Origin of the sequence: Oryzihumus leptocrescens (genome assembly GCF_006716205.1) — a bacterium.
Lineage (GTDB): Bacteria > Actinomycetota > Actinomycetes > Actinomycetales > Dermatophilaceae > Oryzihumus > Oryzihumus leptocrescens.
Map to the genome: position 1 here is coordinate 820,864 of NZ_VFOQ01000001.1, position 24,386 is coordinate 845,249.

24 protein-coding genes are annotated in these 24,386 nt (G+C 73.2%); 14 read left to right on the forward strand and 10 right to left on the reverse strand.

Features of this window, described 5'->3' with window-relative positions:
• Window positions 1-215: 215 nt before the first annotated feature.
• Entirely contained in the window at window positions 216-848 is a 633-nt protein-coding gene (hpf, locus tag FB474_RS03885) for a ribosome hibernation-promoting factor, HPF/YfiA family (protein ID WP_141787457.1), read from the forward strand.
• Between the two features lie 89 nt (window positions 849-937).
• Window positions 938-1,660, forward strand: a complete 723-nt coding sequence (locus FB474_RS03890) for a response regulator (RefSeq protein WP_425465299.1) — start codon at window positions 938-940, stop codon at window positions 1,658-1,660.
• 59 nt (window positions 1,661-1,719) lie between these two features.
• On the opposite strand, the gene FB474_RS03895 is transcribed toward FB474_RS03890, so the two are convergent.
• Window positions 1,720-2,103: a VOC family protein gene (locus tag FB474_RS03895; protein WP_141787459.1), complete on the reverse strand. Its 384-nt coding sequence runs from the start codon at window positions 2,101-2,103 to the stop codon at window positions 1,720-1,722.
• A 155-nt stretch (window positions 2,104-2,258) separates the two neighbouring features.
• On the opposite strand from FB474_RS03895, the gene FB474_RS03900 reads away from it, so the two are divergent.
• Both FB474_RS03900 and FB474_RS03905 read left to right on the forward strand, forming a co-directional pair.
• Window positions 2,259-3,452, forward strand: coding sequence for a winged helix-turn-helix domain-containing protein (locus FB474_RS03900; RefSeq protein ID WP_246092034.1), 1,194 nt, complete (start codon window positions 2,259-2,261; stop codon window positions 3,450-3,452).
• A complete protein-coding gene (locus FB474_RS03905; protein WP_141787460.1) occupies window positions 3,442-4,743 on the forward strand; it encodes an MFS transporter in 1,302 nt (433 codons plus the stop codon). Before FB474_RS03900 ends, FB474_RS03905 begins: the two co-directional genes overlap by 11 nt.
• 7 nt (window positions 4,744-4,750) lie before the next feature.
• On the opposite strand, the gene FB474_RS03910 is transcribed toward FB474_RS03905, so the two are convergent.
• Window positions 4,751-7,060, reverse strand: a complete 2,310-nt coding sequence (locus tag FB474_RS03910; RefSeq protein ID WP_185746025.1) for a GNAT family N-acetyltransferase — start codon at window positions 7,058-7,060, stop codon at window positions 4,751-4,753.
• 73 nt (window positions 7,061-7,133) lie between these two features.
• Between FB474_RS03910 and FB474_RS03915 the strand changes: the two genes are divergently transcribed.
• The gene (locus FB474_RS03915) at window positions 7,134-7,445 is read left to right on the forward strand and encodes a GNAT family N-acetyltransferase (RefSeq protein ID WP_141787462.1); all 312 of its coding nucleotides are present in this window, start codon (window positions 7,134-7,136) and stop codon (window positions 7,443-7,445) included.
• 163 nt (window positions 7,446-7,608) lie between these two features.
• Entirely contained in the window at window positions 7,609-10,356 is a 2,748-nt protein-coding gene (secA, locus tag FB474_RS03920; RefSeq protein WP_141787463.1) for a preprotein translocase subunit SecA, read from the forward strand.
• Window positions 10,357-10,407: 51 nt separating this feature from the next.
• On the opposite strand, the gene FB474_RS03925 is transcribed toward secA, so the two are convergent.
• Together FB474_RS03925 and FB474_RS20935 are read right to left on the reverse strand one after the other, a co-directional pair.
• Window positions 10,408-10,926: an Rv3235 family protein gene (locus FB474_RS03925; RefSeq protein WP_141787464.1), complete on the reverse strand. Its 519-nt coding sequence runs from the start codon at window positions 10,924-10,926 to the stop codon at window positions 10,408-10,410.
• Window positions 10,923-11,807, reverse strand: a complete 885-nt coding sequence (locus FB474_RS20935) for a LysM peptidoglycan-binding domain-containing protein (protein ID WP_141787465.1) — start codon at window positions 11,805-11,807, stop codon at window positions 10,923-10,925. Before FB474_RS20935 ends, FB474_RS03925 begins: the two co-directional genes overlap by 4 nt.
• A gap of 190 nt (window positions 11,808-11,997) precedes the next feature.
• Here FB474_RS20935 and FB474_RS03935 point away from each other — a divergent pair, with 190 nt between their 5' ends.
• Window positions 11,998-12,573, forward strand: coding sequence for a hypothetical protein (locus tag FB474_RS03935; protein ID WP_141787466.1), 576 nt, complete (start codon window positions 11,998-12,000; stop codon window positions 12,571-12,573).
• Window positions 12,574-12,583: 10 nt separating this feature from the next.
• Here the strand turns inward: FB474_RS03935 and FB474_RS03940 are convergent, their stop codons facing one another.
• Window positions 12,584-12,835, reverse strand: a complete 252-nt coding sequence (locus FB474_RS03940; protein WP_141787467.1) for a helix-turn-helix domain-containing protein — start codon at window positions 12,833-12,835, stop codon at window positions 12,584-12,586.
• 238 nt (window positions 12,836-13,073) lie between these two features.
• On the opposite strand from FB474_RS03940, the gene FB474_RS03945 reads away from it, so the two are divergent.
• The 3 genes from FB474_RS03945 to FB474_RS03955 all read left to right on the forward strand — a co-directional run bounded on the left by FB474_RS03945 (window position 13,074) and on the right by FB474_RS03955 (window position 15,750).
• Entirely contained in the window at window positions 13,074-13,739 is a 666-nt protein-coding gene (locus FB474_RS03945) for a CpaB family protein (protein WP_141787468.1), read from the forward strand.
• The gene (locus FB474_RS03950; RefSeq protein ID WP_141787469.1) at window positions 13,736-15,019 is read left to right on the forward strand and encodes a CpaE/TadZ family protein; all 1,284 of its coding nucleotides are present in this window, start codon (window positions 13,736-13,738) and stop codon (window positions 15,017-15,019) included. Before FB474_RS03945 ends, FB474_RS03950 begins: the two co-directional genes overlap by 4 nt.
• Before the next feature lie 65 nt (window positions 15,020-15,084).
• Window positions 15,085-15,750, forward strand: a complete 666-nt coding sequence (locus FB474_RS03955) for an HAD family hydrolase (RefSeq protein WP_141787470.1) — start codon at window positions 15,085-15,087, stop codon at window positions 15,748-15,750.
• On the opposite strand, the gene FB474_RS03960 is transcribed toward FB474_RS03955, so the two are convergent.
• The gene (locus tag FB474_RS03960; protein WP_141787471.1) at window positions 15,738-17,054 is read right to left on the reverse strand and encodes a hypothetical protein; all 1,317 of its coding nucleotides are present in this window, start codon (window positions 17,052-17,054) and stop codon (window positions 15,738-15,740) included. The genes FB474_RS03955 and FB474_RS03960 overlap by 13 nt on opposite strands.
• 13 nt (window positions 17,055-17,067) lie before the next feature.
• Window positions 17,068-17,487 (reverse strand): cupredoxin domain-containing protein, encoded by a 420-nt coding sequence (locus FB474_RS03965; protein ID WP_246092300.1) that lies wholly within the window; start codon window positions 17,485-17,487, stop codon window positions 17,068-17,070.
• A gap of 50 nt (window positions 17,488-17,537) precedes the next feature.
• On the opposite strand from FB474_RS03965, the gene FB474_RS03970 reads away from it, so the two are divergent.
• Genes FB474_RS03970 through FB474_RS03980 form a run of 3 tightly spaced genes read left to right on the forward strand, consistent with a single transcriptional unit; the run spans window position 17,538 to window position 20,367 of the window.
• Window positions 17,538-18,962, forward strand: a complete 1,425-nt coding sequence (locus FB474_RS03970) for a WS/DGAT/MGAT family O-acyltransferase (protein WP_141787473.1) — start codon at window positions 17,538-17,540, stop codon at window positions 18,960-18,962.
• Entirely contained in the window at window positions 18,959-19,945 is a 987-nt protein-coding gene (locus tag FB474_RS03975) for a patatin-like phospholipase family protein (RefSeq protein ID WP_141787474.1), read from the forward strand. Before FB474_RS03970 ends, FB474_RS03975 begins: the two co-directional genes overlap by 4 nt.
• Window positions 19,942-20,367, forward strand: coding sequence for a DUF6912 family protein (locus tag FB474_RS03980; protein ID WP_141787475.1), 426 nt, complete (start codon window positions 19,942-19,944; stop codon window positions 20,365-20,367). The genes FB474_RS03975 and FB474_RS03980 overlap by 4 nt, the downstream gene beginning before the upstream one ends.
• A 7-nt stretch (window positions 20,368-20,374) precedes the next feature.
• On the opposite strand, the gene FB474_RS03985 is transcribed toward FB474_RS03980, so the two are convergent.
• Window positions 20,375-21,166: an alpha/beta fold hydrolase gene (locus tag FB474_RS03985; RefSeq protein WP_185746026.1), complete on the reverse strand. Its 792-nt coding sequence runs from the start codon at window positions 21,164-21,166 to the stop codon at window positions 20,375-20,377.
• Entirely contained in the window at window positions 21,163-21,972 is an 810-nt protein-coding gene (locus FB474_RS03990) for an alpha/beta fold hydrolase (protein WP_141787477.1), read from the reverse strand. The genes FB474_RS03985 and FB474_RS03990 overlap by 4 nt, the downstream gene beginning before the upstream one ends.
• 193 nt (window positions 21,973-22,165) lie before the next feature.
• Between FB474_RS03990 and pruA the strand changes: the two genes are divergently transcribed.
• Entirely contained in the window at window positions 22,166-23,794 is a 1,629-nt protein-coding gene (pruA, locus tag FB474_RS03995) for an L-glutamate gamma-semialdehyde dehydrogenase (RefSeq protein ID WP_141787478.1), read from the forward strand.
• A gap of 72 nt (window positions 23,795-23,866) precedes the next feature.
• Here pruA and FB474_RS04000 read toward each other — a convergent pair whose 3' ends face one another.
• On the reverse strand, window positions 23,867-24,358 hold the full coding sequence (locus FB474_RS04000; RefSeq protein WP_141787479.1) for a DUF2505 domain-containing protein: 492 nt from the start codon (window positions 24,356-24,358) through the stop codon (window positions 23,867-23,869).
• Between the last annotated feature and the right edge of the window lie 28 nt (window positions 24,359-24,386).

Here is a 24,386-nt window from a genome sequence, read left to right on the forward strand (position 1 = left end):
GGCAGGCTCCGCGGTATCGCTTCGGCCGGAGTTGGTCTAGCGTTCATGCATGGCCCCCACGGTCGCCGCTTCCGCGGTCGCCACCGGTCGTCGCCCCGGCACTGCGGGCGACGGCGATGGGCCTGAGGTTCCTCCCCGGCGGAGGTGGTGCCGCGCCTGACCGGGCCTTGCGCGGGCCCCCGAGCGATACCGCGAATCCCCCAAGGAGGACACCTGTGGAGATCGTCGTCACCGGACGGCACGTCCAGGTCTCGGACCGTTTCCGTCGACACCTGGATGACAAGCTGGCCAAGGTCCCCCAGCTCGCGCCGCGCGTTCAGCGGCTCGACGTGGTCGTGACCCACGAAGCCAACCCACGCCAGTCCAAGGCCTGTGACCGGGTCGAGATCACCTGCCACGTCAAGGGACCGGTCATCCGGGCCGAGGCGTGTGCGGATGACAAGTACGCCGCGCTGGACGTCGCGATGGACAAGCTCCTCGAGCGACTGCGGCGCGCGCACGACCGGAGGCGGGTCCATCGAGGACGACACGTCCCGGAGTCCGTCGCGCAGGCGACCGCACGACTTGCCGACCTCCCGTCGCTCAACGGAGCGTCAGGCGGAGCGCCCGAGGCCGAGGCCGTCCCCGCCGAGGGCGAGTCGCCGATCGAGGTGCGCGAGAAGGTCCACGCGACCGCGCCGATGAAGCTGGACCAGGCGCTCTACGAGATGGAGCTGGTCGGGCACGACTTCTACCTCTTCCACGACAGCGACACCGACCGGCCGAGCGTGGTCTACCGCCGCCGCGGCTGGTCCTACGGGGTCATCCACCTCGACGTCGACGAGATGGCCCGGGAACGCGTGGGCTGATCGCCCCGAATCCTCCAGATTCCTCAAGAGGTGCCCCTCCTTGCACGGGAGGGGCACCTCGCGCGTGTCGGCGTGCCATGATGACGCTCGTGACGACCAACGGCCTGTCCTCGATGACCGAAGCCGGCACCGCCGTGCCCCGCAGTGGTGAGGCCATCCGTGTACTGGTCGTCGACGACCACGTGCTCTACCGCCGCGGCCTCGAGCTCGTGCTCGGCCAGGAGGCCGACATCGACATCGTCGGCGAGGCCGGTGACGGCCACGAGGCGATCCGGCGCACCGAGGAGCTGCTCCCGGACGTCGTGCTCATGGACGTGCGCATGCCGCGTCGCTCCGGCATCGAGGCCTGCACCGCCATCAAGGAGCTGGTGCCCTCGACCAAGATCGTCATGCTGACGATCAGCGACGAGGAGTCCGACCTCTACGAGGCCGTCCGCGCCGGCGCCAACGGCTACCTGCTCAAGGACGTCCCCGGTGAGCAGATCGCCGACGGCATCCGCGCGGTCTCCACCGGCCAGTCCCTGATCTCGCCGTCCATGGCCTCCAAGCTGCTCTCGGAGTTCGCGCTGATGATCAAGCGCCACGAGGAGCGTCCGGCGATGCCGGTGCCGCGGCTGACCGAGCGTGAGCTCGAGGTCCTCAAGCTGGTGGCGCGGGGCATGGCCAACCGCGACATCGCCAAGGCCCTGTTCATCTCCGAGAACACCGTCAAGAACCACGTGCGCAACATCCTGGAGAAGCTCCAGCTGCACTCGCGCATGGAGGCGGCGATGTACGCCGTGCGCGAGAAGCTGCTGGACCTGCCCGAGTAGTCCCCGGCGTGAGCGAAGGGCGGTGACCGTGAGGTCGCCGCCCTTCGTGTCCGTGGGGCTCAGCTCAGGTGCGTCTCGTGCAGGCACAGGAAGTTGCCCTCGCTGTCCTTGAACCACGCCGCCTTCTCGCTGCCGGCGGAGGCGATGTGCCCCTCGGTCTTCAGCTCGGGGGTGTCGTAGTCCTCGAACCGCACGCCGCGGCCCTCGAGGTCGGCGATCTCGCGGACGATGTCGTCCACCTCGAAGCTGAGCACCGTGTGGCTGGTGTGCTCGCCTGGGGCAGGCATGAGCTCGACCGCCGACCCGGCCGCGGTGCGCAGCGCGTGGTTGCCGGCCATGGAGTCGCCGAGGTCGGTGAGGCCCAGCGTGTCGCGGTAGAACGTCGTCGCCCGGGACATGTCGTCCACGGGGATGATGGTCGTGATGGGGGACTTGCTGATCATGGGCACCTCCGGAACGCCCTTGGGGTTTGTCCCTCCTGCTGAACCCGCCAATTCTCCGCTCGTCACGGTGGCCGGACAATCCGCCACGGATGCGCAGAAGCGCGTATGCCGCGTGCTCGCCGCGACCGGTCGGTCCCCGACCGTAGAGTGCTGGCGTGCCACGCAACCCCGACCGTCTCAGCCAGGCCCAGGCGCGCCGCGTCGCCCTGGCGGCGCAAGGCTTCTGCGACGCCCGGCCGGCTCCCGGCGGCGCGACGATGCGCCACGTCCAGCGGGTGGTCGACCGCGTGGGGATCATCCAGATCGACAGCGTCAACGTGCTGACCCGCAGCCAGTACCTCCCGTTCTTCTCGCGGCTCGGCCCCTACGACACCGCCCTGCTGGACCGCGCCCGCGACCGGTCGCCCCGCCGGCTCGTGGAGTACTGGGCCCACGAGGCGAGCCTCGTGCCGCCGGCGACGTGGCCGCTGCTGGACTTCCGCATGCAGCGGGCCCTGCACGACGCGTGGGGTGGCATGCAGCGGGTGGCCCGTGACCACCCCGAGCTCGTCGAGGCGGTCCGGCGCGAGGTCGAGACGCGGGGGCCGCTCACCTCGCGGGAGGTCGAGCAGGCCCTGGAGCACGACCTGCCCCGGGCCAAGGACAACTGGGGCTGGAACTGGTCCCTGGTCAAGAACGCCCTCGAGCACCTGTTCTGGGCGGGGATCATCACCAGCGCCGGGCGCACGACCCAGTTCGAGCGGCGCTACGCCTCGCTCGAGCGGGTGCTCCCGAGGGAGGTGCTGGCCAGGGCGGTGCCGCCGGAGGTCCGCCCTACCCACCCCGAGGCGTTCCGCGAGCTGATGGCCATCGCCGCCCGGGCCCACGGGGTCGGCACCGAGCAGTGCCTGCGCGACTACTTCCGGCTCAAGCCCGAGCAGGCGCGCCCCGCGCTCGAGGCGCTCGTCGCGTCGGGGGAGCTGCGGCCGGTGACCATCGACGGGTGGAAGCGGCCGGCATACCTGCACGTCGAGGCCCGCCAGCCGCGACGGGTCCACGCCGAGGCGCTGCTGAGCCCGTTCGACTCCCTCATCTGGCAGCGCGACCGCACCCTGGCGCTGTTCGACTTCCACTACCGCCTCGAGATCTACGTGCCGCAGCACCTGCGGGTGCACGGCTACTACGTGCTGCCGTTCCTGTTCGGTGACCGGCTGGTGGCGCGCACCGACCTCAAGGCCGACCGGGCGACGAGCACCCTGCGCGTCCGTGCGGTCCACTGGGAGCCGGGCGCACCGCACGAGGCCAAGGCCGCCCTCGACGCCCAGCTGGCCGCGATGGCCGGGTGGCTGGGGCTGAGCCATGTCGGTTGAGGCGCCGGCGCGCACCGCGCGCGTCCACCGGGCCTGGTACGTCGCCGCGGTCACCCTCGGAGCGCTGGTCGCCGCGGCCGCGTTCCGCTCCTCGACCGGGGCGATGTTCGAGCCGCTGGAGCACGAGTTCGGCTGGAGCCGCACGACCACCAGCGGGGCGGTGACGCTCAACCTCGTTGTCTACGGCCTGACCGCGCCGTTCGCCGCCGCGCTCATGGAGCGGTTCGGGGTCAAGCGGGTGGTCACCGCCGCCCTCGTGCTCGTCGCCGTCGGCAGCGGCCTGACCACCGTGATGACCTCGGCCTGGCAGCTGTGGGCGCTGTGGGGCCTGGCCGTCGGGGTGGGCACCGGCTCGATGGCGCTGGTGTTCGGCGCCATCGTCGCCAACCGCTGGTTCCACACCCACCGGGGCCTGGTCACCGGCGTCTTCTCGGCCGCCAACGCCACCGGTCAGCTCATCTTCCTGCCGGCGCTCGCCGCGCTCATCGCGGGGCCGGGGTGGCGGTTCGCCGCCCTGACGGTCTCGGCCGTCGCGCTGCTGCTGGCACCGCTGGTGTGGGCGGTCCTCGCCGACTCACCGGCCCAGGCCGGCACGACGCCCTACGGCGCCGAGCCGCTGGACGGGCACGCGAGCCTGGTCGTCGCCGACGCCGAGCCCGGGCAGGGCCCGGGGGAGTCGGCCGCGCGCGCCGCGCTGCGCGCCTTCGCCGACAGCGCGCGCTCGCGGGTCTTCTGGATCCTGCTGGCGACGTTCTGGGTGTGCGGGTGGTCCACCAACGGCCTGATCGGCACGCACTTCATCCCGGCGGCCCACGACCACGGCATGCCGCCCACCACGGCGGCGGGCCTGCTCGCGCTCATCGGTGTCTTCGACATCGTCGGCACGATCGGGTCCGGCTGGCTGACCGACCGGGTCGACTCGCGCGTGCTGCTGTTCGTCTACTACTGGTTCCGCGGGCTCTCCCTGCTGGTCGTCCCGTGGCTGCTCGGCCCCGACGTCCGGCCCAACCTGTTCCTCTTCATCGTCTTCTACGGCCTGGACTGGGTGGCCACGGTGCCCCCGACCGTTGCGCTGTGCCGCAAGCACTTCGGGCTGGAGCGCTCCGGAGTGGTGTTCGGCTGGGTGTTCGCCGCGCACATGGTCGGTGCCGGCGTGGCGGCGAGCTTTGCCGGGTGGGTGCGCCAGGACACCGGCGACTACCTCGGGGCGTGGCTGACCGCCGGCGCGCTGTGCCTGCTCGCCGCGTTCGCCATCCTCGCCATCCCCAAGCGCGTCCCGACCGAGGGCTGAACCCTCTTCAGCCGGGGTAGTCCTGCGCCAGCAGGTCGAACCACACCAGGTCGGCGAAGCTGCCGTCCCCCAGCGGCTCGGCGGCCCGGTGGCGCCCCACCTCGACGAACCCCGCGCCCTGCGCGATCGCCAGCGAGGCGTCGTTGCCGACGGCGGCCGCGAGCCTGAGCCGTCGCCGGCCCAGTCCGCCGTCCTCGCGCGGGACGAACGCGTGCCGCACGGCGAGGCGGACCGCCTCCTTCATGACACCCCGGCCGCGGGCGTCGGGGTGCAGCCAGTAGCCGACCTCCCCGGCGGTGGTGTCCTCCCCGGCCATGTCCATCACCGCGACCACGCCGAGCAGCCGGTCGTCCTCCTGGTCGGCGACCGCGAAGTACACGCCCCTGCCCCGGGCCGCGTTCTCCCGGCTGCGCCGCAGGTAGTCGCGGGCGTGCTCGAGGGTGTAGTCCTCCGGGAGGCCGGAGAGCCAGTGCCGGGCCTCCGGGTCGGAGCAGGCCTCCACGACCCGGTCGAGGTCCTCCTCCCGCAGTGCGCGCAGCCGCACGCCGGCGCCCTCGAGGGTCACGGGCTCCACAGCGGTCGCCTCGTTGAGCACGGCGGCGGCGATCCGGTCGTCCTCGCGCCCGAGGCCGAAGTGCACCACGGCCGCCCGGCTGCCGTCGGGCAGGCGCAGGCCGCCGGGCTCGCGGCCCCACTCCATGAAGCCGGCGCGGCGCAGCACCGTCTGCGAGGCGAGGTTGGCCTCCTCGGTGTGCGCACGCAGCCGGCTCAGGCCCATCCCGCCGTCCTCGCGGGGGGTCAGCGCGTGCGGCACCAGCACGTCCAGGGCCTCGTTGGTCAGGCCCCGGCCGCGCTCGTCCGGGTGCACCCAGTAGCCCACCTCGCCCGTGTTGGGGAAGGTGACGCCGGCCAGGCCGTGCACGGTCAGGCAGCCGACCACCCGGTCGTCCTCGCGGTCGGCCAGGCACCAGGTCACCCGCTCGCCCTGCAGCCCCCACAGCCGCCGCCGGGCGAGCCAGTCGCGCGCGTCCGCCTCGGTGACGCGTTCGGCCCGGAGTCCCATGGCCTGCTTGCGGGCGGGGTCGTCCAGCGACTCGCGCAACCGGGGCAGGTCGGTATCGCGGAACTCGCGCAGCACGACCCTCTCGCCTTCCAGCCGGGTCGGCACGAGCAGCCCGGGCTCGCCGCGGTCCGCGGCGAGCAGCTCGAAGTGGTGCCCGCCGTGGATGCTGCCGTCCGGCGCCCGCCACGAGTCGGTCTCGACGCCGGTGAGCCGGAAGCCGGCGTCCCGCAGCACGCGGTCGGAGGGCCAGTTGTCGGGGTCGGTCGAGGCGTGCAGCCGCTCCAGCCCCATGCCGCCGGCCTCGACCGGGGCGAACGCGTGGTCCAGCACCAGGGACACGGCGCCGGCCATCACGCCCCGACCCCGGTCGCCGGGATGCAGCCAGTAGCCGATCTCGGCGTCCCGGGAGCTGGTCCCGTTGTCGAAGTCGAACAGCTGGATGTCGCCGAGGGCCTCGTCGCTGCCGGCGTCGGCGATGCACCAGTAGAGCGCGACGCCCTCGGCGCTCCTCAAGCGGGTGCGCTCCAGCCAGGCGGGGTAGGACTCGGCGGTGGGGTGCGCGCCGGCCGGCATGAAGCTCAGGCTGGCCGGGTCGGGCCCCTGCCCTTCCCTGGGGGTGTCGGAGTCGCGCCACGGCCGCAGCCGCAGGCCGAGCCCTTCCAGCACCGGCGCGGACCACCACGGCGTCGCGGGCTCGCGCGGGTCGTCCGCGCGCAGGGAGGCTACCCACGCGTCATACGGCTCACCGTCGCGCCCGGGCAGCAGCCCGCGCACGGTGCCCTCGACGCGGAAGCCGCAGGCCCACGCGGTGCGCCGGGACGCCCAGTTGCCCACGGCGGCCCGCCAGTGCAGCGCGTGCACCCCGTGCTCGAAGGCGTGCTCCACCACCAGGCGCAGGGCGCGGGCCATGTGCCCGTGCCCGCGGGCCCACGGGTGCAGGCCGAAGCCGACCTCCGCGGTCCCGCCCCCGTGCGGCCGGTAGTCGATGGTCCCGGCGTAGCGAGGCGTGCCGGCGTCGTCGACCTCGAGCGCCCAGTAGCGGTTGCCCGTGGGGTCCTGCCACCCGGCGGCGATGGCGGCGAGGAACTCCTGTGCGTCGGTCCGCTCGTAGGGCGAGGGGACGGTCGTCCAGCGCACCATCTCGGGGTCGCGGGCCTGCTCGACGACGGCGTCGAGGTCGGCGGGGGAGTGGGCCCGCAGGGTCACCACCCCGTCGGTCAGCACGGGCACGACGTCGGAGAGCTGGCGGTCCATGGCGACACCCTTGCCGACGGGCCGTGTCGGGGCAAAGGTCTTCGGCGCCGTGCCCCCGTGGTTGGGTGGGCGCATGGCTGACATCGAGGTCGTCAACAACACCGGGGCCCACCGCTACGAGGCGAGGGTCGACGGCCGCGTGGCCGGGTTCGCGCAGTACCAGCTGACCGACGAGCTCATCGTCTTCACCCACACCGAGGTCGACGGGGAGTTCGAGGGTCAGGGCGTCGGCGGCGCGCTCGTGCGCGGGGCGCTGGACGACGTGCGGGCGCTGGGTCTGCGCCAGGTGCTGCCGCTGTGCCCGTTCGTCAAGGCGTGGATCGCCCGGCACCGGGAGTACCGCGACCTCGTCTACCACGCCCCGCGCAGCAGCGCCCGGGACTGAGCCACCCGGGAACGCCCCGCCGCGGCCCGCTCGTTGCGCCCGTGAGGGGCAACCGACCCCCATGGCCCGTCGGCCGCACGGTCGGGCCCGCCAGCGACTAACCTAGGCAGGTCGCGGCGTGGACCATCGGCCCGACGCCACCAGAGTCTCGTCAGGAGTGAGCGTGCCCAAGATCGTTGAACGACTGCTTCGCGCCGGTGAAGGCCGGGTGATCAAGAAGCTCGAGGGCATCGCGGCCCAGGTCAACGCCATCGAAGAGGACTTCGAGAAGCTCACCGACGCCGAGCTGCGCGGCGAGACCGACGTGTTCCGGCGGCGGCTGGCCGACGGCGAGACCCTCGACGACATCCTGCCCGAGGCGTTCGCCGCGGTCCGCGAGGCGAGCAAGCGCACCCTGGGCAAGCGCCACTTCGACGTGCAGATCATGGGTGGCGCCGCGCTGCACCTGGGCAACGTCGCCGAGATGAAGACCGGTGAGGGCAAGACCCTCGTCGCCACGCTGCCGTCCTACCTCAACGCGATCGAGCGCAAGGGCGTCCACGTCATCACCGTCAACGACTACCTGGCCGAGTACCAGTCCGAGCTCATGGGCCGTGTCCACCGCGCCCTCGGCCTGGAGACCGGGTGCATCCTGGCCTCGATGACCCCGGCCGAGCGCCGCGAGCAGTACGGCAAGGACATCACCTACGGCACCAACAACGAGTTCGGCTTCGACTACCTGCGCGACAACATGGCGTGGTCGACCGACGAGCTGGTGCAGCGTGGCCACAACTTCGCCATCGTCGACGAGGTCGACTCCATCCTCATCGACGAGGCCCGCACCCCGCTGATCATCAGCGGCCCGGCCGACCAGGCCACCAAGTGGTACGTCGAGTTCGCCCGGATCGCCGAGAAGCTGCAGCGCGGCGAGGACGGGAAGGGCGACTACGAGGTCGACGAGAAGAAGCGCACCGTCGGCGTCCTGGAGTCCGGCATCGAGAAGGTCGAGGACTACCTCGGCATCGACAACCTCTACGAGTCCGTCAACACCCCGCTGATCGGCTACCTGAACAACGCCATCAAGGCCAAGGAGCTGTTCAAGCGGGACAAGGACTACGTCAACATGAACGGCGAGATCCTCATCGTCGACGAGCACACCGGCCGCATGCTGGCCGGGCGCCGCTACAACGAGGGGATGCACCAGGCGATCGAGGCCAAGGAAGGCGTCGAGATCCAGAACGAGAACCAGACGCTCGCCACGATCACCCTGCAGAACTACTTCCGCATGTACGACAAGCTCTCCGGCATGACCGGTACGGCCCAGACCGAGGCCGCCGAGCTGCACCAGATCTACAAGCTGGGCGTCGTGCAGATCCGCACCAACCGCCCGATGCAGCGCATCGACCAGGCCGACCTCGTCTACCGGACCGAGGAGGCCAAGTTCAACGCGGTCGTCGAGGACCTGGTCAAGCGCCACGCCAAGGGGCAGCCGGTCCTCGTCGGCACCACCAGCGTCGAGAAGAGCGAGTACCTCGCGGAGCAGCTGCGCCGTCGCGGCGTCAAGCACGAGGTCCTCAACGCCAAGCAGCACGCCCGTGAGGCCGCGATCGTGGCCCAGGCCGGTCGTCGGGGCGCGGTCACCGTCGCCACCAACATGGCCGGTCGAGGCACCGACATCATGCTCGGCGGCAACCCCGAGTTCAACGCGGTCGCCGCGCTGAAGGAGCGGGGCCTGGACCCGGAGGAGACCCCGGAGGAGTACGAAGCGGCGTGGCCCGAGGCGCTCGAGCTGGCCGAGAAGGCCGTCGCCGCCGAGCACGAGGAGGTCACCGGCCTCGGTGGCCTCTACGTCCTGGGCACCGAGCGGCACGAGTCGCGGCGCATCGACAACCAGCTCCGTGGCCGCTCCGGCCGTCAGGGTGACCCGGGCGAGAGCCGGTTCTACCTGTCCCTGCAGGACGACCTCATGCGCCTGTTCAACTCGGGCATGGTCGACCGGTTCATGACCTCGGCCCGCATGGAGGACGAGGTCCCGATCGAGTCCAAGCTGGTCTCCCGCTCGATCCAGAGCGCCCAGAGCCAGGTCGAGGCGCAGAACTTCGAGATCCGCAAGAACGTCCTCAAGTACGACGACGTGCTCAACCGGCAGCGCGAGGTCATCTACGCCGAGCGCCGCCGCGTGCTCGAGGGCGAGGACCTGCACGAGCAGGTGCGCCACTTCATCAACGACGTCGTCGGTGGCTACGTCGACGCCGCCACCTCCGACGGCTTCGCCGAGGACTGGGACCTCGAGCAGCTCTGGACTGCGCTCAAGACCCTGTATCCCGTGTCGGTCACCGTCGCGGAGGTCGAGGAGGCGGCCGGTGGCCGCTCGGCCCTCACCGCCGACGTGCTGCGCGAGGAGATCCTCTCCGACGCCCACCACGCCTACGACGCCCGCGAGGCGACGCTGGGTGGCAACGTCACCCGCGAGGTCGAGCGTCGCGTCATCCTCTCGGTGCTGGACCGCAAGTGGCGCGAGCACCTCTACGAGATGGACTACCTGCAGGAGGGCATCGGCCTGCGCGCCATGGCCCAGCGCGACCCGCTCGTGGAGTACCAGCGCGAGGGCTTCCTGCTGTTCGAGGCGATGAACGAGGCGATCAAGGAGGAGTCGGTCGGCTACCTGTTCAACGTCGAGGTCGAGGTCAACGGCGAGGCCCAGGCGCTCGCTGCCACCGAGCTGACCGCCGACGCGGGCGAGGCCGTGGCGGTCTCCGCGGAGCCGGTGATCACGGCCAAGGGCCTGACCACGCCCGAGCCGGCCACCCGCCTGCACTACTCGGCGCCCAGCGACGACGGCTCGGTGCAGGAGCGCGACGAGGCGCCGGTCACCACCCGCGCCGAGCGCCGCGCCGCTGCCTCCAGGAAGGGGCGCAAGCGGGGCCGCTGAGCCACGCCGAAGGGCCCCGACCGGATCGCCGGCCGGGGCCCTTCGTCATGCTCAGCCCACCTGGAGGGCGGTGACCATCCACCGGTGGTCCAGGCCGGTGAGGCGCATCGCCAGGGCTCGGACCCGGTCGTGGTCGACCACGACGGCGCAGGCCTCGGCGACCCCGTCGGCCGGCTCGCACACCAGCACGCGGCGGACGACGGCCCGGCGCCCGCTCACGACCCCGCGGCGGCCGGCGACGGCGGAGCGCCGAGCCACGGCGGAGTAGACCTCGGGCGCGGTGAAACGGATGACCTGGGGTGCCGGGCGGGTCCCCGACATCACCTCCACGAGCGCCTGGGCGATGTGGCCGGCCCACTGCTGCGGCTCGGGCAGGTCGCGGCTGGAGGTGGGCTGCGGGCCGAACCAGGACTCGTCGGCGCCGTGGAACTCGACCGCGAGCATGCCCTGGTCCCAGGCCGGTGCCGTCTCGGCCACCTGCAGCTGCTCGGGGTCGATCGGCGGGGGCGAGCACTCCGGGATCGGTCGCACGCGCACCGGACCGGTGCCGCTGGTGGTGGTGTCGTTCATGGTGTCCCCCCGTTCGGTGATGGCGGTTCGAGCAGCTGCCCCGGGACCAGGCGGTCCGGGTCGTCCCCGATGACGTGACGGTTGGTGGCGTGCCAGCGCGGCCACTCCAGCGCAATCTGTGCGGCGGTGGGAGTGGGCCCGAGGTGGCGCGCGGCGATCGACCAGAGCGTGTCGCCGCGCCGGACGACCACGCCCTCGAGGACCGGCAGGCGGGCGGGGTGCCGGCTCGGGTGGAGGACGTCGAGGGAGGCGTCACGCGGGACGGGCGCGGGCCGGGTAGGTGACCAGCCGGGGGTCGGGAGCTCCTCACCGGTCCCGTGCGCGGTACCCGGCGGGGTGGCGGCGGCCTGGGGGCGAGTCACGGTCGCCGGTGCGGGCGCGGGGTCGAACCCGGGGCCGGGCAGCGGCGCTGCGGCCGGCGGTGGCGGAGTGAACCCGGGAGTCGGGAGGACGCTCGTGGCCGTCGGTGCCGGTGCGCCGGACCACGGTCCCGACGGGGTGCCGGTGTCGGCCACCGCGGTGCCGGTTCCGAGGGCCGCCACCAGCGTCGAGCCGAGCAGCAGCGAGGCGACCCGGCGGGAAGCCGCCGGTCCGCGCCGGGCCAGGGCGCGGGCGACCGCTCCCGGCGTGCCCGGCAGGGCGCCGAGCACCCCCGCGGCCACCGACAGCCCGAGCCACAGCCCGACGAGCACTGCGCCGGCGCACACCGCGAGCAGGAGCAGGTCGGCCGGGTCGGCGGAGCCGGGGGCGCCGACCCGCTGCCAGGCGGAGGTGGCGCCGAGCCCGAGGAACCAAGCCAGGGCCAGCGTGCCCGCGGCGACCGCGAGGCCGGTGCCCGCGATGCGCCGCAGGCTCCGGTGCGAAGCGGCGACGTCCGTCATGATCCCCCCTGAACCATGTTCACGTTCGTTTCCGTGAGTTTGCGCTCATTCGCGATCTAGCGCAACCCCCTCCCCTGTGGATTCCCGGCGCGTCCCTGCCTGCTGTGGCCACACGATGGGTCCGCCATCTCCAACGAGGAGATCACGAAATGGTCACGGTCGCATCGCGGCCGGGAGAGGCGGGTGAGCCATGAGGTGGGACCGGCTCTTCGAGGACCTGGAGGCCCAGCTGGAGGCCGAGCGACGGCTCGACCTCGAGCTCGAGGTGGCCGACCGGACGCGTCGGGACCGGGCCACCCGGGGGTTGCAGGACCGGCTCGTCGACCTGCTCGGCCACGACGTCGACGCGCGGGCCGCCGGCGGCGCGCGCGCCTCGGGCGTGGTCGCGCAGGTCGGGCAGGACTGGCTGCTCCTCGAGCCCCCGACCGGCGCGCCGGCGGTGGCGCCCGCCTCGCTGGTGCCCTTCCACGCCCTGCGGGTGCTGACGCCGGGTGGCTCGGGCCGGCGAGGTCCGGCGGACGGGGTGCCACAGGTGTCCCGCCGGTTCGGGCTCGGTCAGGCCCTGCGCGGGCTGAGCCGCGACCGGGTGGCGGTGCGGCTCCAGGACGTCGACGGCCGGGTGCTGACCGGCACCATCGACGGGGTGGGTGCCGACCTGGTGGAGCTCAGCGAGCACCCGCTCGACGTGCCGCGACGGCGCGGGCACGTCGTGGCGGTCCGATGGGTGCCGTTCGCCGCGCTGGCCATGGTGACGCGCGGCGGGTGAGGCGGGTCGGTCAGTCGACCGGCTCGGCGTCCTCCGCTGCGTCCCCGGTCTGGCCGAAGGGGTGGGCGGCGACGAACGTCTTGGTCTCGGCATACATCCGCTGGATGTAGTTCTCGAGCTCGGTGGCCTCGACCCGCCACTGCCCGCGGCCGCCGACCTTGATGGCGGGCAGCTCCCCGGAGCGCACCAGGGCATAGGCCTGCGCCGAGGAGATGTCGAGGATCTCCGACACGTCCGCGAGCTGGATGAAGCGCTTAGCCATGGCGTGCTCTCCTTGCTGCCTGACCGCGGGGACTTGACCAACTGTTTACCACAATGCTGCGTGCGCGTCCCAGTGTCTCGGTCAACTGCGGACTGCGCCTGTTTGCGTCGGGCTGGTTCTGCCGGGCCTGTGGACAAGGCGTCCAGCGGCGTCCGCCCCCGGGACATCATGGCAGCGAGGCTCGCGCCGCAAGGATGCCGCGGGCCGTCGGGGGAGCCGGACCGACAGGGGGAGCCACGTGACCGACCTGCCCACACCCACGGCCTCGCGCCTGCAGCTGCCGTCCTGGCGGGACTCGCGCCTGGTCGTCGGCGTCCTCCTCGTGCTGGTGGCCACCGCCCTCGGGGCGCGTGTCGTCGCCGCCGCCGACGACACCGTCCCGATGTATGCCGCAGCAGCCACCCTCGTGCCCGGCGAGCCGGTCACCCAGGACGACGTGCGCGTGGTGCGGGTCCGGCTCGCGCCCGGCGACGCGGCCTACCTCCCGGCAGACCACGACCTCGGCGCCGACCACTACGTCCTGCGGGAGGTGCGTCCAGGGGAGCTCGTGCCCCGGTCCGCGCTCGGCGGGCGGGGCGACGTGGGGGTCAAGCCGCTGACCGTGTCGGTGTCCACCGACGCCGCGACCGGGCTGGTGCAGGGTTCGGTGGTGGACGTGTGGGTGAGCCCGCGCGACCCGGCCGCGGCCACGGAGCGCTACCTCGCCCCCCAGCGCCTCGTCGAGTCCGCATCGGTGGCCCGGACCCCGCACCGGGCGAGCGGGCTGTCCGGACCCGGGGGCAGCACCGGCGTGGAGGTCCTGGTGCCCGACGGCGACGTCCAGGACCTCATCGCGGCGATCGACACCGGTGCCCGCGTCACCCTCGTGGCGGCGCCCGGGTCCGTGCGAGCCGGTCAGTCGTGAGGGCGGTCCTGACGGCGGTCAGCGACCGCTACGAGGCCGGGCTCGTGACCGCGATCGAGCGGTCCCGCGAGCTCGTGGTGGCGCGCCGGTGCGCCGACCTGGCCGACCTCCTCGCCGCCGCCTCCGCGGGACTGGCTCGCGTCGCCCTGGTCTCGGGGGAGCTGCGCGAGCTCGACCGCTCGGCGCTGGACCACCTCGCCCGGGCCGGGGTGGCGGTGGTCGGCGTGCACGGGCCCGCCGACGAGGTGTCCGAGACGCGGCTGAGACAGCTCGGCCTGGACGTCGTGGTGGCCGCGGACGCCGACACGGAGGCGCTGGAGGGGGCGTGCGTCGCCGTCCTGCAGACGGCCGCGGCGGACGCCCCCGTCGCTGATGCGGACTGGGTGCCCGGGTCGGCCGAGGCCGAGCCGGACGGCGTGGGCCGGGCCGAGGGGAGAGTGGTCGCGGTGTGGGGGCCGACCGGAGCCCCGGGACGGACCACCGTGGCGGTCACCGTGGCGGCCGAGCTGGCGGCGTCCGGCACACCCACGCTCCTGGTCGACGCCGACACGTATGGCGGTTGCGTGGCCCAGACGCTCTCGCTCCTGGACGAGGCGCCCGGCCTGGCAGCGGCCGTGCGCGCCGCCGAGCACGGCACCCTCGACGTGGCGGCCCTGGCCCGGCTGGCCCCGGAGGTGACGCCGGGGCTGCGGGTCCTGACCGGCCTGCCCACGGCGGAGCGCTGGCCGGAGATCGGGGCCGCGGCGCTGGAGCGGGTCCTGACCCTGGCGCGGCAGGTCACGGCCGTGACCGTGGTCGACTGCGGCTTCTCCCTCGAGGACGACGAGGAGCTGAGCTACGACACGCTGGCCCCGCGGCGCAACGCCCCGACGCTGACCGCGCTGTCGCTGGCCGACACGGTCCTGGCGGTCGGCGCGGGCGAGCCGATCGGGCTGCAGCGTCTGGTGCGGGGGTTGCGGGCCCTGGGCGCGCTGCCGTGCCCCGACCCGGTCGTGGTGGTCAACCGGGTCCGGGCCGAGGCCGTGGGGTGGCATCCCGAGCGGCGGATCCGTGACGCCTTGCAGCGCTTCGCCGGAGTCCGCAGCCCGTACCTGGTCCCGGACGACCGGTCCGCCCTCGACGCCGCGCTGCTCTCCGGCAGGACACTGACCGAGGAGGCGCCCGGCTCACCGGCCCGGCTGGCCCTGGCCGAGCTGGCCGGGAGCCTGGCGCCGGCGGGGGATCCGGTCAGCCGCCGCGAGCGCAGGGCGCGCCGCCGCTGGGTGGCCGGCCCGGTTTGACCTGCGCGGGCACGACCGGGGACGGTGGCCGGACACACCGTCGCGGACGTGGAAGCTGGAGGACCATGCGAGGCCTGATCGTCGACTGGGGTGGGGTGCTCACCGCCCCCGTGCACGTGGCCGTGCGCCGCTGGGTCGAGAGCACGGGGGTCCTGCACGACCACTACCTGGCCGTCGTCAGGCGGTGGGTGGACCCGGGTCCGGGGGAGTCCTCGCCCGTCCACCTCCTCGAGCGGGGCGAGATGTCCCTCGTCGACTTCGAGCGGGAGCTCGCCTCGGCCCTGGCTGCCGAGGGGTCTGCGGTCGAGGCCGACGGGCTGGTGAACGCCATGTTCGCCGACCTCGCCGACTACGAGCGGTCCATGACCTCCCTCGTCGGCCGCGCCCGCGCCGCGGGGGTGCGCACCGCCCTGCTGTCGAACTCGTGGGGCAACGCCTACGACCGCACCGACTGGGACGAGCTCTTCGACGCGGTGGTCATCTCCGGCGAGGTGGGCATGCGCAAGCCCGAGCCGGAGATCTTCACCCTGGCGCTGCAGCGGCTCGGCCTGCCGGCGCGGGAGTGCGTCTTCGTCGACGACCTGAAGCACAACGTCGAGGCGGCGACCCGCCTGGGCATGGCCGGGGTGGTCCACCGGTCCTACGAGGACACCGCCAGCGAGCTCGCCGGGCACTTCCCCGGGGCGCCGTGGATCCGCGCAGGCAGCGAGGACCCGGGTCAGCTGCTGTAGAGCAGCAGCAGGCCGCCGCAGGTGTAGCCGACCATCAGCACCAGCAGGGGCAGCTGGCCCAGGACCGCCACGCGGCGGTCGAACAGGGACACCGCCCGCTCGTGGGCCAGCACCACGCCCAGGATGTGCCCGGTCACGATCGCCACGACCTGGATGGTCGCGGTCAGCGTCGGCTCGATCAGCCGGGTGTCCGGGGACAGCCCGGCCGTGCCGAGCCAGTTGGCGCCGATGCCGAGCGGGTCGGTGAGGCGCACCAGGGTGAGCTGCCCGGCATACACCAACAGGGCCCAGTAGTGGGCGATGACGTACCCCGCGGCGATGGGGACCAGCGACGGTGCGAACTGCTGCGTCAGCCCGCGGAAGGGCAGTCCGGCCAGGCGGGCGGACACCGCTGCCGCCGCGGCGAGTGCCCCGGCGACCACCAGGCACATGCCCAGCAGGCCGAGCGTCTCGAGCAACGTGGCGGGGACGGCCGCGGACTGGACGAAGCCGTACCAGCGCGGCTGGCCGGACAGCGCGTCGTAGGCGGTGCTGCCGAGCATGACGGCGACCGCGGCGGTGAGGCCCCGGCGCAGTCGCAGCGCGTTGGCGCCGTGCAGCGGGGTGCGCAGGACCCAGGTGCGGTCCCGGCGGCGGCCCAGCGGGCTCAGGGACCCGAGCAGCCGCGACCAGACCTCGAACGGGTCGCCACCGGAGAACCAGCGTCGGCCCAGGGCGAAGGCGCCCACCAGGTCGACCATGACGAACGCCAGGACCGCCACCCGCAGCACCGGCAGGGTGGTGCGGTTGGGGGCGATGAGCTCCAGCCAGGCGAAGGCGAACAGGCCCACGGCGCCCGGCCACATCCCCGGCGACCAGCGCACCATCGCCTCGTCGGGGTCCAGGCGGGCCAGGCGGTTGATGCCCAGGTGCAGCCAGCGCACCGGGTTGACCACGCGCCAGACCGGTCCGAGCAGCAGCGACAGCACGGCCAGGCCCACCCACAGCCAGACGTAGATGACGTAGGCGGCAGGGTTGTTGGCGTTGTCCTTGCCCGCCGCGAGGGACAGGACCGTCCAGCCGGCCAGCAGCAGGGTCAGCGTGACCGCGGTGCCGCGCAGCCAGCGCGAGTCCAGCGCACGCGCGAGGGGCCCCGGCAGCGGTATGCCCGCATCGCGGTCCAGTCGCGGCTCACGCCACAGCACGCCCAGGGCCAGGAAGGAGACCACGAGCGCGACCGCCGCGCCGGTGACCAGCGCCGGCAGCGGCAACGGCAACGACTCGACCGACCCGACCCCGTGGGCGGGCAGCAGCGCCGGCGTCATCGCGGCCGGCACGTCACTGGACGGCCACCGACAGCAGGCGCAGCGGCGGGTGGTGCGTCTCGACCTCGTAGACCCCCGGCAGGTCGGTCTTGAGCAGCAGGGTGGTCGGCACGCCCGCCTTGAGCTCCTTCTCCACCTCGAAGCCGTGGGCGTGGAGCTCGTCGTCGTGGTCGCTGGTGACCACCAGGGTCAGGGTCTCGCCCGGCGTGATCCGCACCTGGCTGGGCGCGGGGGTGACCGTCCTGCCGGTGATCGTGACCCGCAGCGTCCGGCCCGCGGCCGACGAGGCCGGCGCCGACTGGCCACCCGATGCCGTCGCTGCGGTCGAGGACCCTTGTGCGGCAGGCGGTTCGGAGGACCCGCCACACGCAGTTAACAGGCCGGTGAGGGCACCCAGGGTGATGACGGCCACGCCGGCGCGCAAGCGTGTCATTGTGGTCACGCCCGGCAGTCTAGGCGGGGCAACTCTGACACGATGAGCGTGTGCCTGACCGCTTGAGCTCCCTGGACGCGTCCTTCCTCTACCTCGAGGAAGCCACGACGGCGATGCACGTCGGGTCGGTCATGGTCTTCCAGCCGCCGGACGAGGGGTTCGACTACGACCGGCTGGTCCGCCTGGTGTCCACGCGCATCGCCTACGTCCCGCGATACCGCCAGCGCGTGCGCGAGGTGCCCGGCCACCTGGCCAACCCGGTGTGGGTCGACGACGAGGACTTCGACGTCACCTACCATGTGCGCCGTTCGGCCCTGCCGCGTCCGGGCTCGGACGAGCAGCTCGAGGAGTTCGTCGCCCGCATCCAGCCCCGGCCCCTGGACCGCAACCGTCCGCTGTGGGAGGTCTACCTCGTCGAGGGGCTGGCCGAGGGCCGCTTCGCGATCGTCACCAAGTCCCACCAGGCGCTGGTCGACGGCATCAACGCCGTCGACATCGCCCACGTCATCCTCGACACCGACCCCGACCGCGAGGAGCCGGTGACCGACACCTGGCGCCCGACCCGGGAGCCCAGCGACATCGAGCTGGTCACCGAGGCGCTCGTCGACGCGGTACGCCGGCCGAGCCAGATCCTGGACAACGTCCGCGGCGGCGTCGCCGACGTCCGGGCCATCGGTGGCCGGGTGGTCGGCGCGCTCGGTGCGGTGGCCTCGACGGTGGCCCGCAGTGCCGCCCGCCCGGCACCGACGAGCCCGCTCAACGCCGAGATCGGCGAGGCCCGGCGCTACTGCATGGTCGGCACCGACCTCGACGACTACCGCAAGGTGCGGGCGCGCGTGGCCCGCGGCAGCTACTCCGACGACGTGACGGTCAACGACGTCGTGCTGGCGACCATCTCCGGTGCCCTGCGGTCCTGGTTGCTCACCCGTGGCGAGGCCGTGCACAACGCCACCACGGTGCGGGCCATGGTGCCCGTCTCGGTCTACGACGCCGCGGACACGACCCGCCTGGGCAACCGGGTCACCGCCTGCTTCGTGGACCTCCCGGTGGGGGAGCCGAGCGCGTCGATGCGGCTGCACCAGATCGCCTTCGCCATGCGCCAGCAGATGGAGGGCGGGCAGGCGGTCGGCGCCGAGTCCATCGCCGGCATCGCCGGGTTCGCGCCGCCGACCCTGCACTCCCTGGGCGCGCGGCTCGGCAGCGCGATGTCGCGCCGCCTGTTCAACGTGGTCATCACCAACGTGCCCGGTCCCCAGCAGCCGCTGTATGCCGGCGACGCACGCATGCTCTCCTCCTACCCGGTGATGCCACTCGCCCGCGGGCAGGCCGTCTCGATCGGGTTGACCTCCTACGACGGCGGGGTCTACTTCGGCCTCAACGCCGACCGTGATGCGATGCCGGACGTCGACGTGCTGGGTCAGTGCCTCGTCGACTCCCTCGCCGAGCTCGTGGAGAGCAGGGACTCAGGCAGATGACCCGGCGCACCCGACGCGGACTGGTCCTGGGCGGTGGTGGCGTCCTGGGGGCAGCGTGGATGGTGGGTGCGCTCACGGCGCTGGAGGACGCGGTCGGCGTCGACGTGCGCCGGTTCGACGCCTTCGTCGGCACCTCGGCGGGGTCGGTACTGGCGGCACTGCTGGGCTCCGGCGTCGCGGTCTCGGACCTGCTGGAGCACCAGCTCGGCCGCGAGGTCACCTCGGGGCCGCTGGCGGGCTTCACGTTCGACTACGAGCACGACACCGGGGGTGACCGTCCGGCCCGACCCAAGCGGGGGCTGGGGTCACGGGAGATGTTGCTGCGCAACGCCCGCCAGCTGCGCCAGCTGCCACCGACCGCGGTCCTGGCGGCGCTGCTGCCCGAGGGTCGCGGCCGGCTCGACCGGGTCGGCGCGTTGGTCTCCCACGTCGTGCCGCAGGGGTGGGCCCCGCGCCAGGGCGTGCGGGTCGTCGCCCTCGACTACGACGCCGGCACCCGGGTCGCCTTCGGCGCCGAGGACGCCCCGCCGGCCGACCTCGCCGACGCCGTGATGGCCTCGTGCGCGATCCCGGGCTGGTACACCCCCGTGCGGATCGGGGAGCACCGCTTCATCGACGGCGGTGCCTGGTCCTCGACCAACCTCGACCTCATGGTGGGTCAGGGGCTCGACGAGGTCTACGTCCTGGCGCCCCAGGTGTCCTTCGTCACCGACACGCCGACGCAGTGGCAGACCCGGCTGGAGCGTCAGTGGCGCAACCGGGTGACCCACCGGTGCCTGCGCGAGCTGGCCAGGGTCCACGAGGACGGCGCCGAGGTCACGGTGCTCGGCCCCGGGCCCGAGGACCTCGCGGCGTTCGGCGCTAACCTCATGGACGTGTCGCGGCGGCCGCTCGTCGTGCAGACGTCGTTGCGCACCTCCGTCGCGGCGCTGCGGGACCCGGCGCCACTGCCCGACCGCAGCAACTTCGAGGACGTGGGATGACCCTGACGCGAATCTACTTGCCGCTCAACGCTGCCGGCCTGCGCGAGCTGCACGCCGGCGGTGTGGTGGCTGGACGCCCACTGCGGGCCCACGCGGTCACGGCGGCGGTCCGTGCCGCCCAGCCCTCGGGGGACGAGGAGGACTGGGAGTACACCGCGCTGTGCGACGCGGCCTCCAGCTCCCGGCTGCTGCTCGAGCGCGGCGAGGGGCGTCGCATCGTGGCCGCGGCCGACGTCACCAGCACCCTCGTGCAGGAGGAGGCGCCCGGCGAGACCAGCACGCCCTCGGCCGTGGTGGTCTCGGAGGCGGTGCCGCTGAAGCGGATCGCCTCCTTCCACGTGGACGAGGACGGTGCCGACGACGACGAGGAGCTGCTCTGGTACGACGCCACCGAGCTGGGCCAGCTCGTCGAGCTCCTCTGACCGAGGCTCAGAACCGGTCGGCCAGCCACGGGTCGACGACGGCGTGGAAGGCCGCCTCCCGGGTCTGCCGCACGTAGTGGTCGGCCCCGGCGACCACCTCGACGGTGACCGCAGGGTTGGCGCAGCCGCTCAGCAGCTCGCGCGTGGCCGGGCCGACCAGGCAGCCCTCGTCGTCGCCGGTGAGCACCAGGGTCGGTGTCCGGATGTCCCGCACCAGCTCGGGCCACGGGGTCGCCGGTCGGCCGTTCCCGGAGGCCATCAGCGCGAGGTCGAGGTGCATCTTGGCCTCGACCCACGCCTCGCACTCGTCCGGGGCCCAGTCCGGCTGGCGCTCGCGCAGCCCGGCCAGCGCCGCGTCGGGGTCGGCCTGGTAGCCGCGGATCAGCCCCACGCGCTCGGCGCCGACCTCCGGCCGGGGACCCAGCACGAGCGGGGTGTCCCACGGTGGGTCGATGAGCACCGCGCCGGCGAGCAGGTCCGCGCGGCGCGCGAGCACCGCCGTCAGCGAGGCAGCCCCGAGCGAGTGGCCGACCGCGACGACGGGGGAGCCGTCGGCGGCCAGGTCCTCCAGGGTCCGCTCCGCGTCGTCGGCGAACACCTCGCCGGCCCGGTCCACCTCGGCCGCAGCGAACCGGGGCGAGGCGCCGTGCCCTCGGGCGTCCACCCCGCAGACGCGGTATGCCGTGCCCCACCGCCGGGCAGCCCCGGGCCAGCACAGGCCCGAGTCGCCGTTGCCGTGGAACAGCGCCAGGGTCGGGCCGGCCGCGAGGCCGAGCTCGTGGCGCGCCAGGGCGGTCACGCCGCCGTCTTGGCGAGCCAGGGGTCGACGAGGGCGTGGAACTCCTCGCCCCGGTCGCGCCGGACGCAGTGGCCGGCCCCGGGCACGACGGCGACCTCGAGGTGGGAGTTGGCCAGCGCGGCGATGTCCGCGCGGGTGCGCTCGCCGACGATCACCTCGCGGTCACCGGTGACCACGAGGGTCGGCACGGCGATGCGCCGCGCGAACTCGTCCCACGGCAGGCTCGGCCACGCCACCCCACGGGCGAGGAAGCCGGAGTCGGCCTGCTGCTTGGACCGGGCCCACGGGTCGAGCTCGGCCACGGGCCAGGTCGGGTTCTCCACCAGGCCCCTGGCCATCGCGGCCGACAGGTCGTCGCGGAACTCCTGGACCCACGCCGTCCGCTCCAGGGCCAGGCGCTGGACCTCGGCCTCGTCGCGGCGGATGCCCCACGCCGGCTCCTCCAGGACCGCCGCCCGGACCAGGTCGGGGCGCAGCGCGGCGGCGGCGCCGGCCAGCCCGGCGCCCATCGAGTGCGCCACGAGGACCACCGGCGACCCGGTCAGCTGCACCACGTCCTCGACCAGCCCCACCGTGTCCGCCAGCAGCAGGTCGCCCGGGTCCGCCTCCAGCTGGGCGCGGGTGAACCGGGGCGAGGTGCCGTGCCCGCGGAAGTCCACCGCGAACAGGCGGTACGACGGACCCCACCGCCGCACTGCATCCGGCCAGCACAGCCCGGAGTCGGTCAGACCGTGCAGCAGGACCAGGGTCCCGACCGCCTCGGCGTCGCCGAGCTCGTGGACGGTCAGGCTGGCGGTCGAGATCATGGCAGGGCCGTGCCGGTGAAGGGAGCCACCCGGGCATCGTAGGCGCCGGGGCGGTCGGCGCGTGGTGAGGCGCACGGCATACCTGCACCGGGGGTGAGGCTGCCCCCGGGCCGCTGTGTGGGAGCGCGCCCGGCGCGCGTGCCACCATAGGCGGGTCGTCCACGACCTCTTCCCACAAGGAGCCAGACCCGCGATGGATGCTGTGACCCAGACCCCCGCGCCGGTGAACGAGCCGGTCCTCGACTACGCCCCGGGCAGCCCCGAGCGCGCGACCCTCGAGGTGGCGCTCGCCAAGCTGGGCAGCGAGCGGGTCGACCTGCCCCACACCATCGGCGGCGAGCTGGTCATGGGCGCGGGCAAGAAGATCGACGTGCGCCAGCCGCACGCCCACAAGAAGGTCCTGGGCACCATGCGCAACGCCACGGTGGCCGACGCCGAGGCCGCCGTGAAGGCCGCCAAGGACGCGGCCCCCGGCTGGCGCGCCCTGTCCTTCGACGACCGCGCCGCCATCCTGCTCAAGGCCGCCGAGCTGCTCTCCGGCCCGTGGCGGGCCACGCTCAACGCCGCGACGATGCTGGGCCAGTCCAAGACCGCCTACCAGGCCGAGATCGACGCCGCCTGCGAGCTCATCGACTTCTGGCGCTACAACGTCCACTTCGCCCGGCAGATCCTGGCCGAGCAGCCCCCGGCCAACTCCAAGGGCATCTGGAACCGCACCGACCACCGCCCGCTCGAGGGCTTCGTCTACGCGATCACGCCGTTCAACTTCACCGCCATCGCCGGCAACCTGCCGACGGCCCCGGCCCTGATGGGCAACACCGTGGTGTGGAAGCCCTCGCCGACCCAGCAGCTGGCCGCGTCCCTGACGATGGAGCTGCTCGAGGAGGCCGGCATGCCCCCGGGCGTCATCAACATGGTGACCGGTGACGGCCTCAACGTCTCCAAGGTCGCCCTGGCCGACCCCGACCTGGCCGGCATCCACTTCACCGGGTCGACCCCGACGTTCCAGCACCTGTGGCAGGAGGTCGGCGCGAACCTGCCGAGCTACCGCAGCTACCCGCGCATCGTCGGCGAGACCGGCGGCAAGGACTTCATCCTGGCCCACCCCAGCGCCGACCCCGACGTGCTGCGCACCGCCATGATCCGCGGCGCCTTCGAGTTCCAGGGCCAGAAGTGCTCGGCCGCCTCCCGCGCCTACGTGCCGCGCAGCCTGTGGAAGCAGATCAAGGCCGACCTGGTCTCGATCACCGAGGGCCTGACCCAGGGTGACGTCACCGACCTGTCCAACTTCATGGGCGCCGTCATCGACGACCGGGCGTTCGCCAAGCACAAGGACGCCATCGACCGGGCTCACGCCACGGCCGGCATCACCGTCGTCGCCGGCGGCAAGTACGACGACTCCGAGGGCTACTTCGTGCGCCCGACGGTCCTGGAGATCGACGACCCGACCGACGAGTCCTTCCGCACCGAGTACTTCGGCCCGATCCTGTCGGTGCACGTCTACCCCGACCGCACCTACGACAAGGTGCTGGACCAGATGGAGTCGTTCGCGCCCTACGGTCTGACCGGCTCGATCATCGCCCAGGACCGCGGCGTGATCGCCGACGCGACCGAGCGCCTGCGCTTCGCGGCCGGCAACTTCTACATCAACGACAAGCCCACCGGTGCCGTCGTGGGCCAGCAGCCCTTCGGTGGCGGCCGCGCGTCGGGCACCAACGACAAGGCCGGCGCCGCGCAGAACCTCCTGCGCTGGACCAGCGCGCGCTCCATCAAGGAGACGTTCGTCCCGCCGAAGACCCACGCGTACCCGCACATGGGCTGAGCCCCGCGAACGCACGACGGGAGGGTATGGCGAGTGGTCGCCATACCCTCCCGTCGCGCTGTGGGAGGCCGGTCAGCCGGCGAGCCAGGCCCGCCCGGTGGTGCGCTCGATGTCGATGGCGGCCTCGATGGCCGGCGCGGCAGCCTTCTCGACCTTGCCGCCGATGAGCGGGATGCGGGCCTTGAGCTCCCCGTCCACGGACTGGGTGGTGCCCTCGCCATGGGGGGCGAGGGCGAGGGTGCCCTTGAGCCCGACCGGCAGGTTGCCGACCGCGACGGTGATCTCACCCCGGCGGGAGCCGTCGGCCGCGGCCGGGCCCCACGTGTGCGTCTCGGTCACCGGGAGCCGGTCGCCCACCATCCCCTTGACGAAGTCGGGGAACTCGTCGGTGGGCATGGTGCGCTTGCTGACGATCTCGGTCTGCTCGCCGCGGGTCGTGATGGACACCTCGTGCTCCAGGGCACCGGTGGCCTTGGCCTTGCGGTCCTGGAAGTCGCTGTCCGCGAGCATGGTGAAGACCTCGTCGGGGGTGGCGTCGTAGTCGATCGTGGCGCGAATCCTCATGCGGCCCACCGTAGTGGCGCGACGGTGG

What these genes read in the sequence shown, in the direction of transcription:
- FB474_RS03910 (WP_185746025.1), bottom strand. Translation starts at nt 7,060, where the DNA reads ATGGACCGCCAGCTCTCCGACGTCGTGCCCGTGCTGACCGACGGGGTG.
- FB474_RS03955 (WP_141787470.1), top strand. Translation starts at nt 15,085, where the DNA reads ATGCGAGGCCTGATCGTCGACTGGGGTGGGGTGCTCACCGCCCCCGTG.
- FB474_RS03905 (WP_141787460.1), top strand. Translation starts at nt 3,442, where the DNA reads ATGTCGGTTGAGGCGCCGGCGCGCACCGCGCGCGTCCACCGGGCCTGG.
- FB474_RS03975 (WP_141787474.1), top strand. Translation starts at nt 18,959, where the DNA reads ATGACCCGGCGCACCCGACGCGGACTGGTCCTGGGCGGTGGTGGCGTC.
- pruA (WP_141787478.1), top strand. Translation starts at nt 22,166, where the DNA reads ATGGATGCTGTGACCCAGACCCCCGCGCCGGTGAACGAGCCGGTCCTC.
- FB474_RS03940 (WP_141787467.1), bottom strand. Translation starts at nt 12,835, where the DNA reads ATGGCTAAGCGCTTCATCCAGCTCGCGGACGTGTCGGAGATCCTCGAC.
- FB474_RS04000 (WP_141787479.1), bottom strand. Translation starts at nt 24,358, where the DNA reads ATGAGGATTCGCGCCACGATCGACTACGACGCCACCCCCGACGAGGTC.
- FB474_RS03960 (WP_141787471.1), bottom strand. Translation starts at nt 17,054, where the DNA reads ATGACGCCGGCGCTGCTGCCCGCCCACGGGGTCGGGTCGGTCGAGTCG.
- FB474_RS20935 (WP_141787465.1), bottom strand. Translation starts at nt 11,807, where the DNA reads ATGACGGACGTCGCCGCTTCGCACCGGAGCCTGCGGCGCATCGCGGGC.
- FB474_RS03915 (WP_141787462.1), top strand. Translation starts at nt 7,134, where the DNA reads ATGGCTGACATCGAGGTCGTCAACAACACCGGGGCCCACCGCTACGAG.
- FB474_RS03965 (WP_246092300.1), bottom strand. Translation starts at nt 17,487, where the DNA reads ATGACACGCTTGCGCGCCGGCGTGGCCGTCATCACCCTGGGTGCCCTC.
- FB474_RS03895 (WP_141787459.1), bottom strand. Translation starts at nt 2,103, where the DNA reads ATGATCAGCAAGTCCCCCATCACGACCATCATCCCCGTGGACGACATG.
- FB474_RS03980 (WP_141787475.1), top strand. Translation starts at nt 19,942, where the DNA reads ATGACCCTGACGCGAATCTACTTGCCGCTCAACGCTGCCGGCCTGCGC.
- FB474_RS03935 (WP_141787466.1), top strand. Translation starts at nt 11,998, where the DNA reads ATGAGGTGGGACCGGCTCTTCGAGGACCTGGAGGCCCAGCTGGAGGCC.
- FB474_RS03990 (WP_141787477.1), bottom strand. Translation starts at nt 21,972, where the DNA reads ATGATCTCGACCGCCAGCCTGACCGTCCACGAGCTCGGCGACGCCGAG.
- FB474_RS03925 (WP_141787464.1), bottom strand. Translation starts at nt 10,926, where the DNA reads ATGAACGACACCACCACCAGCGGCACCGGTCCGGTGCGCGTGCGACCG.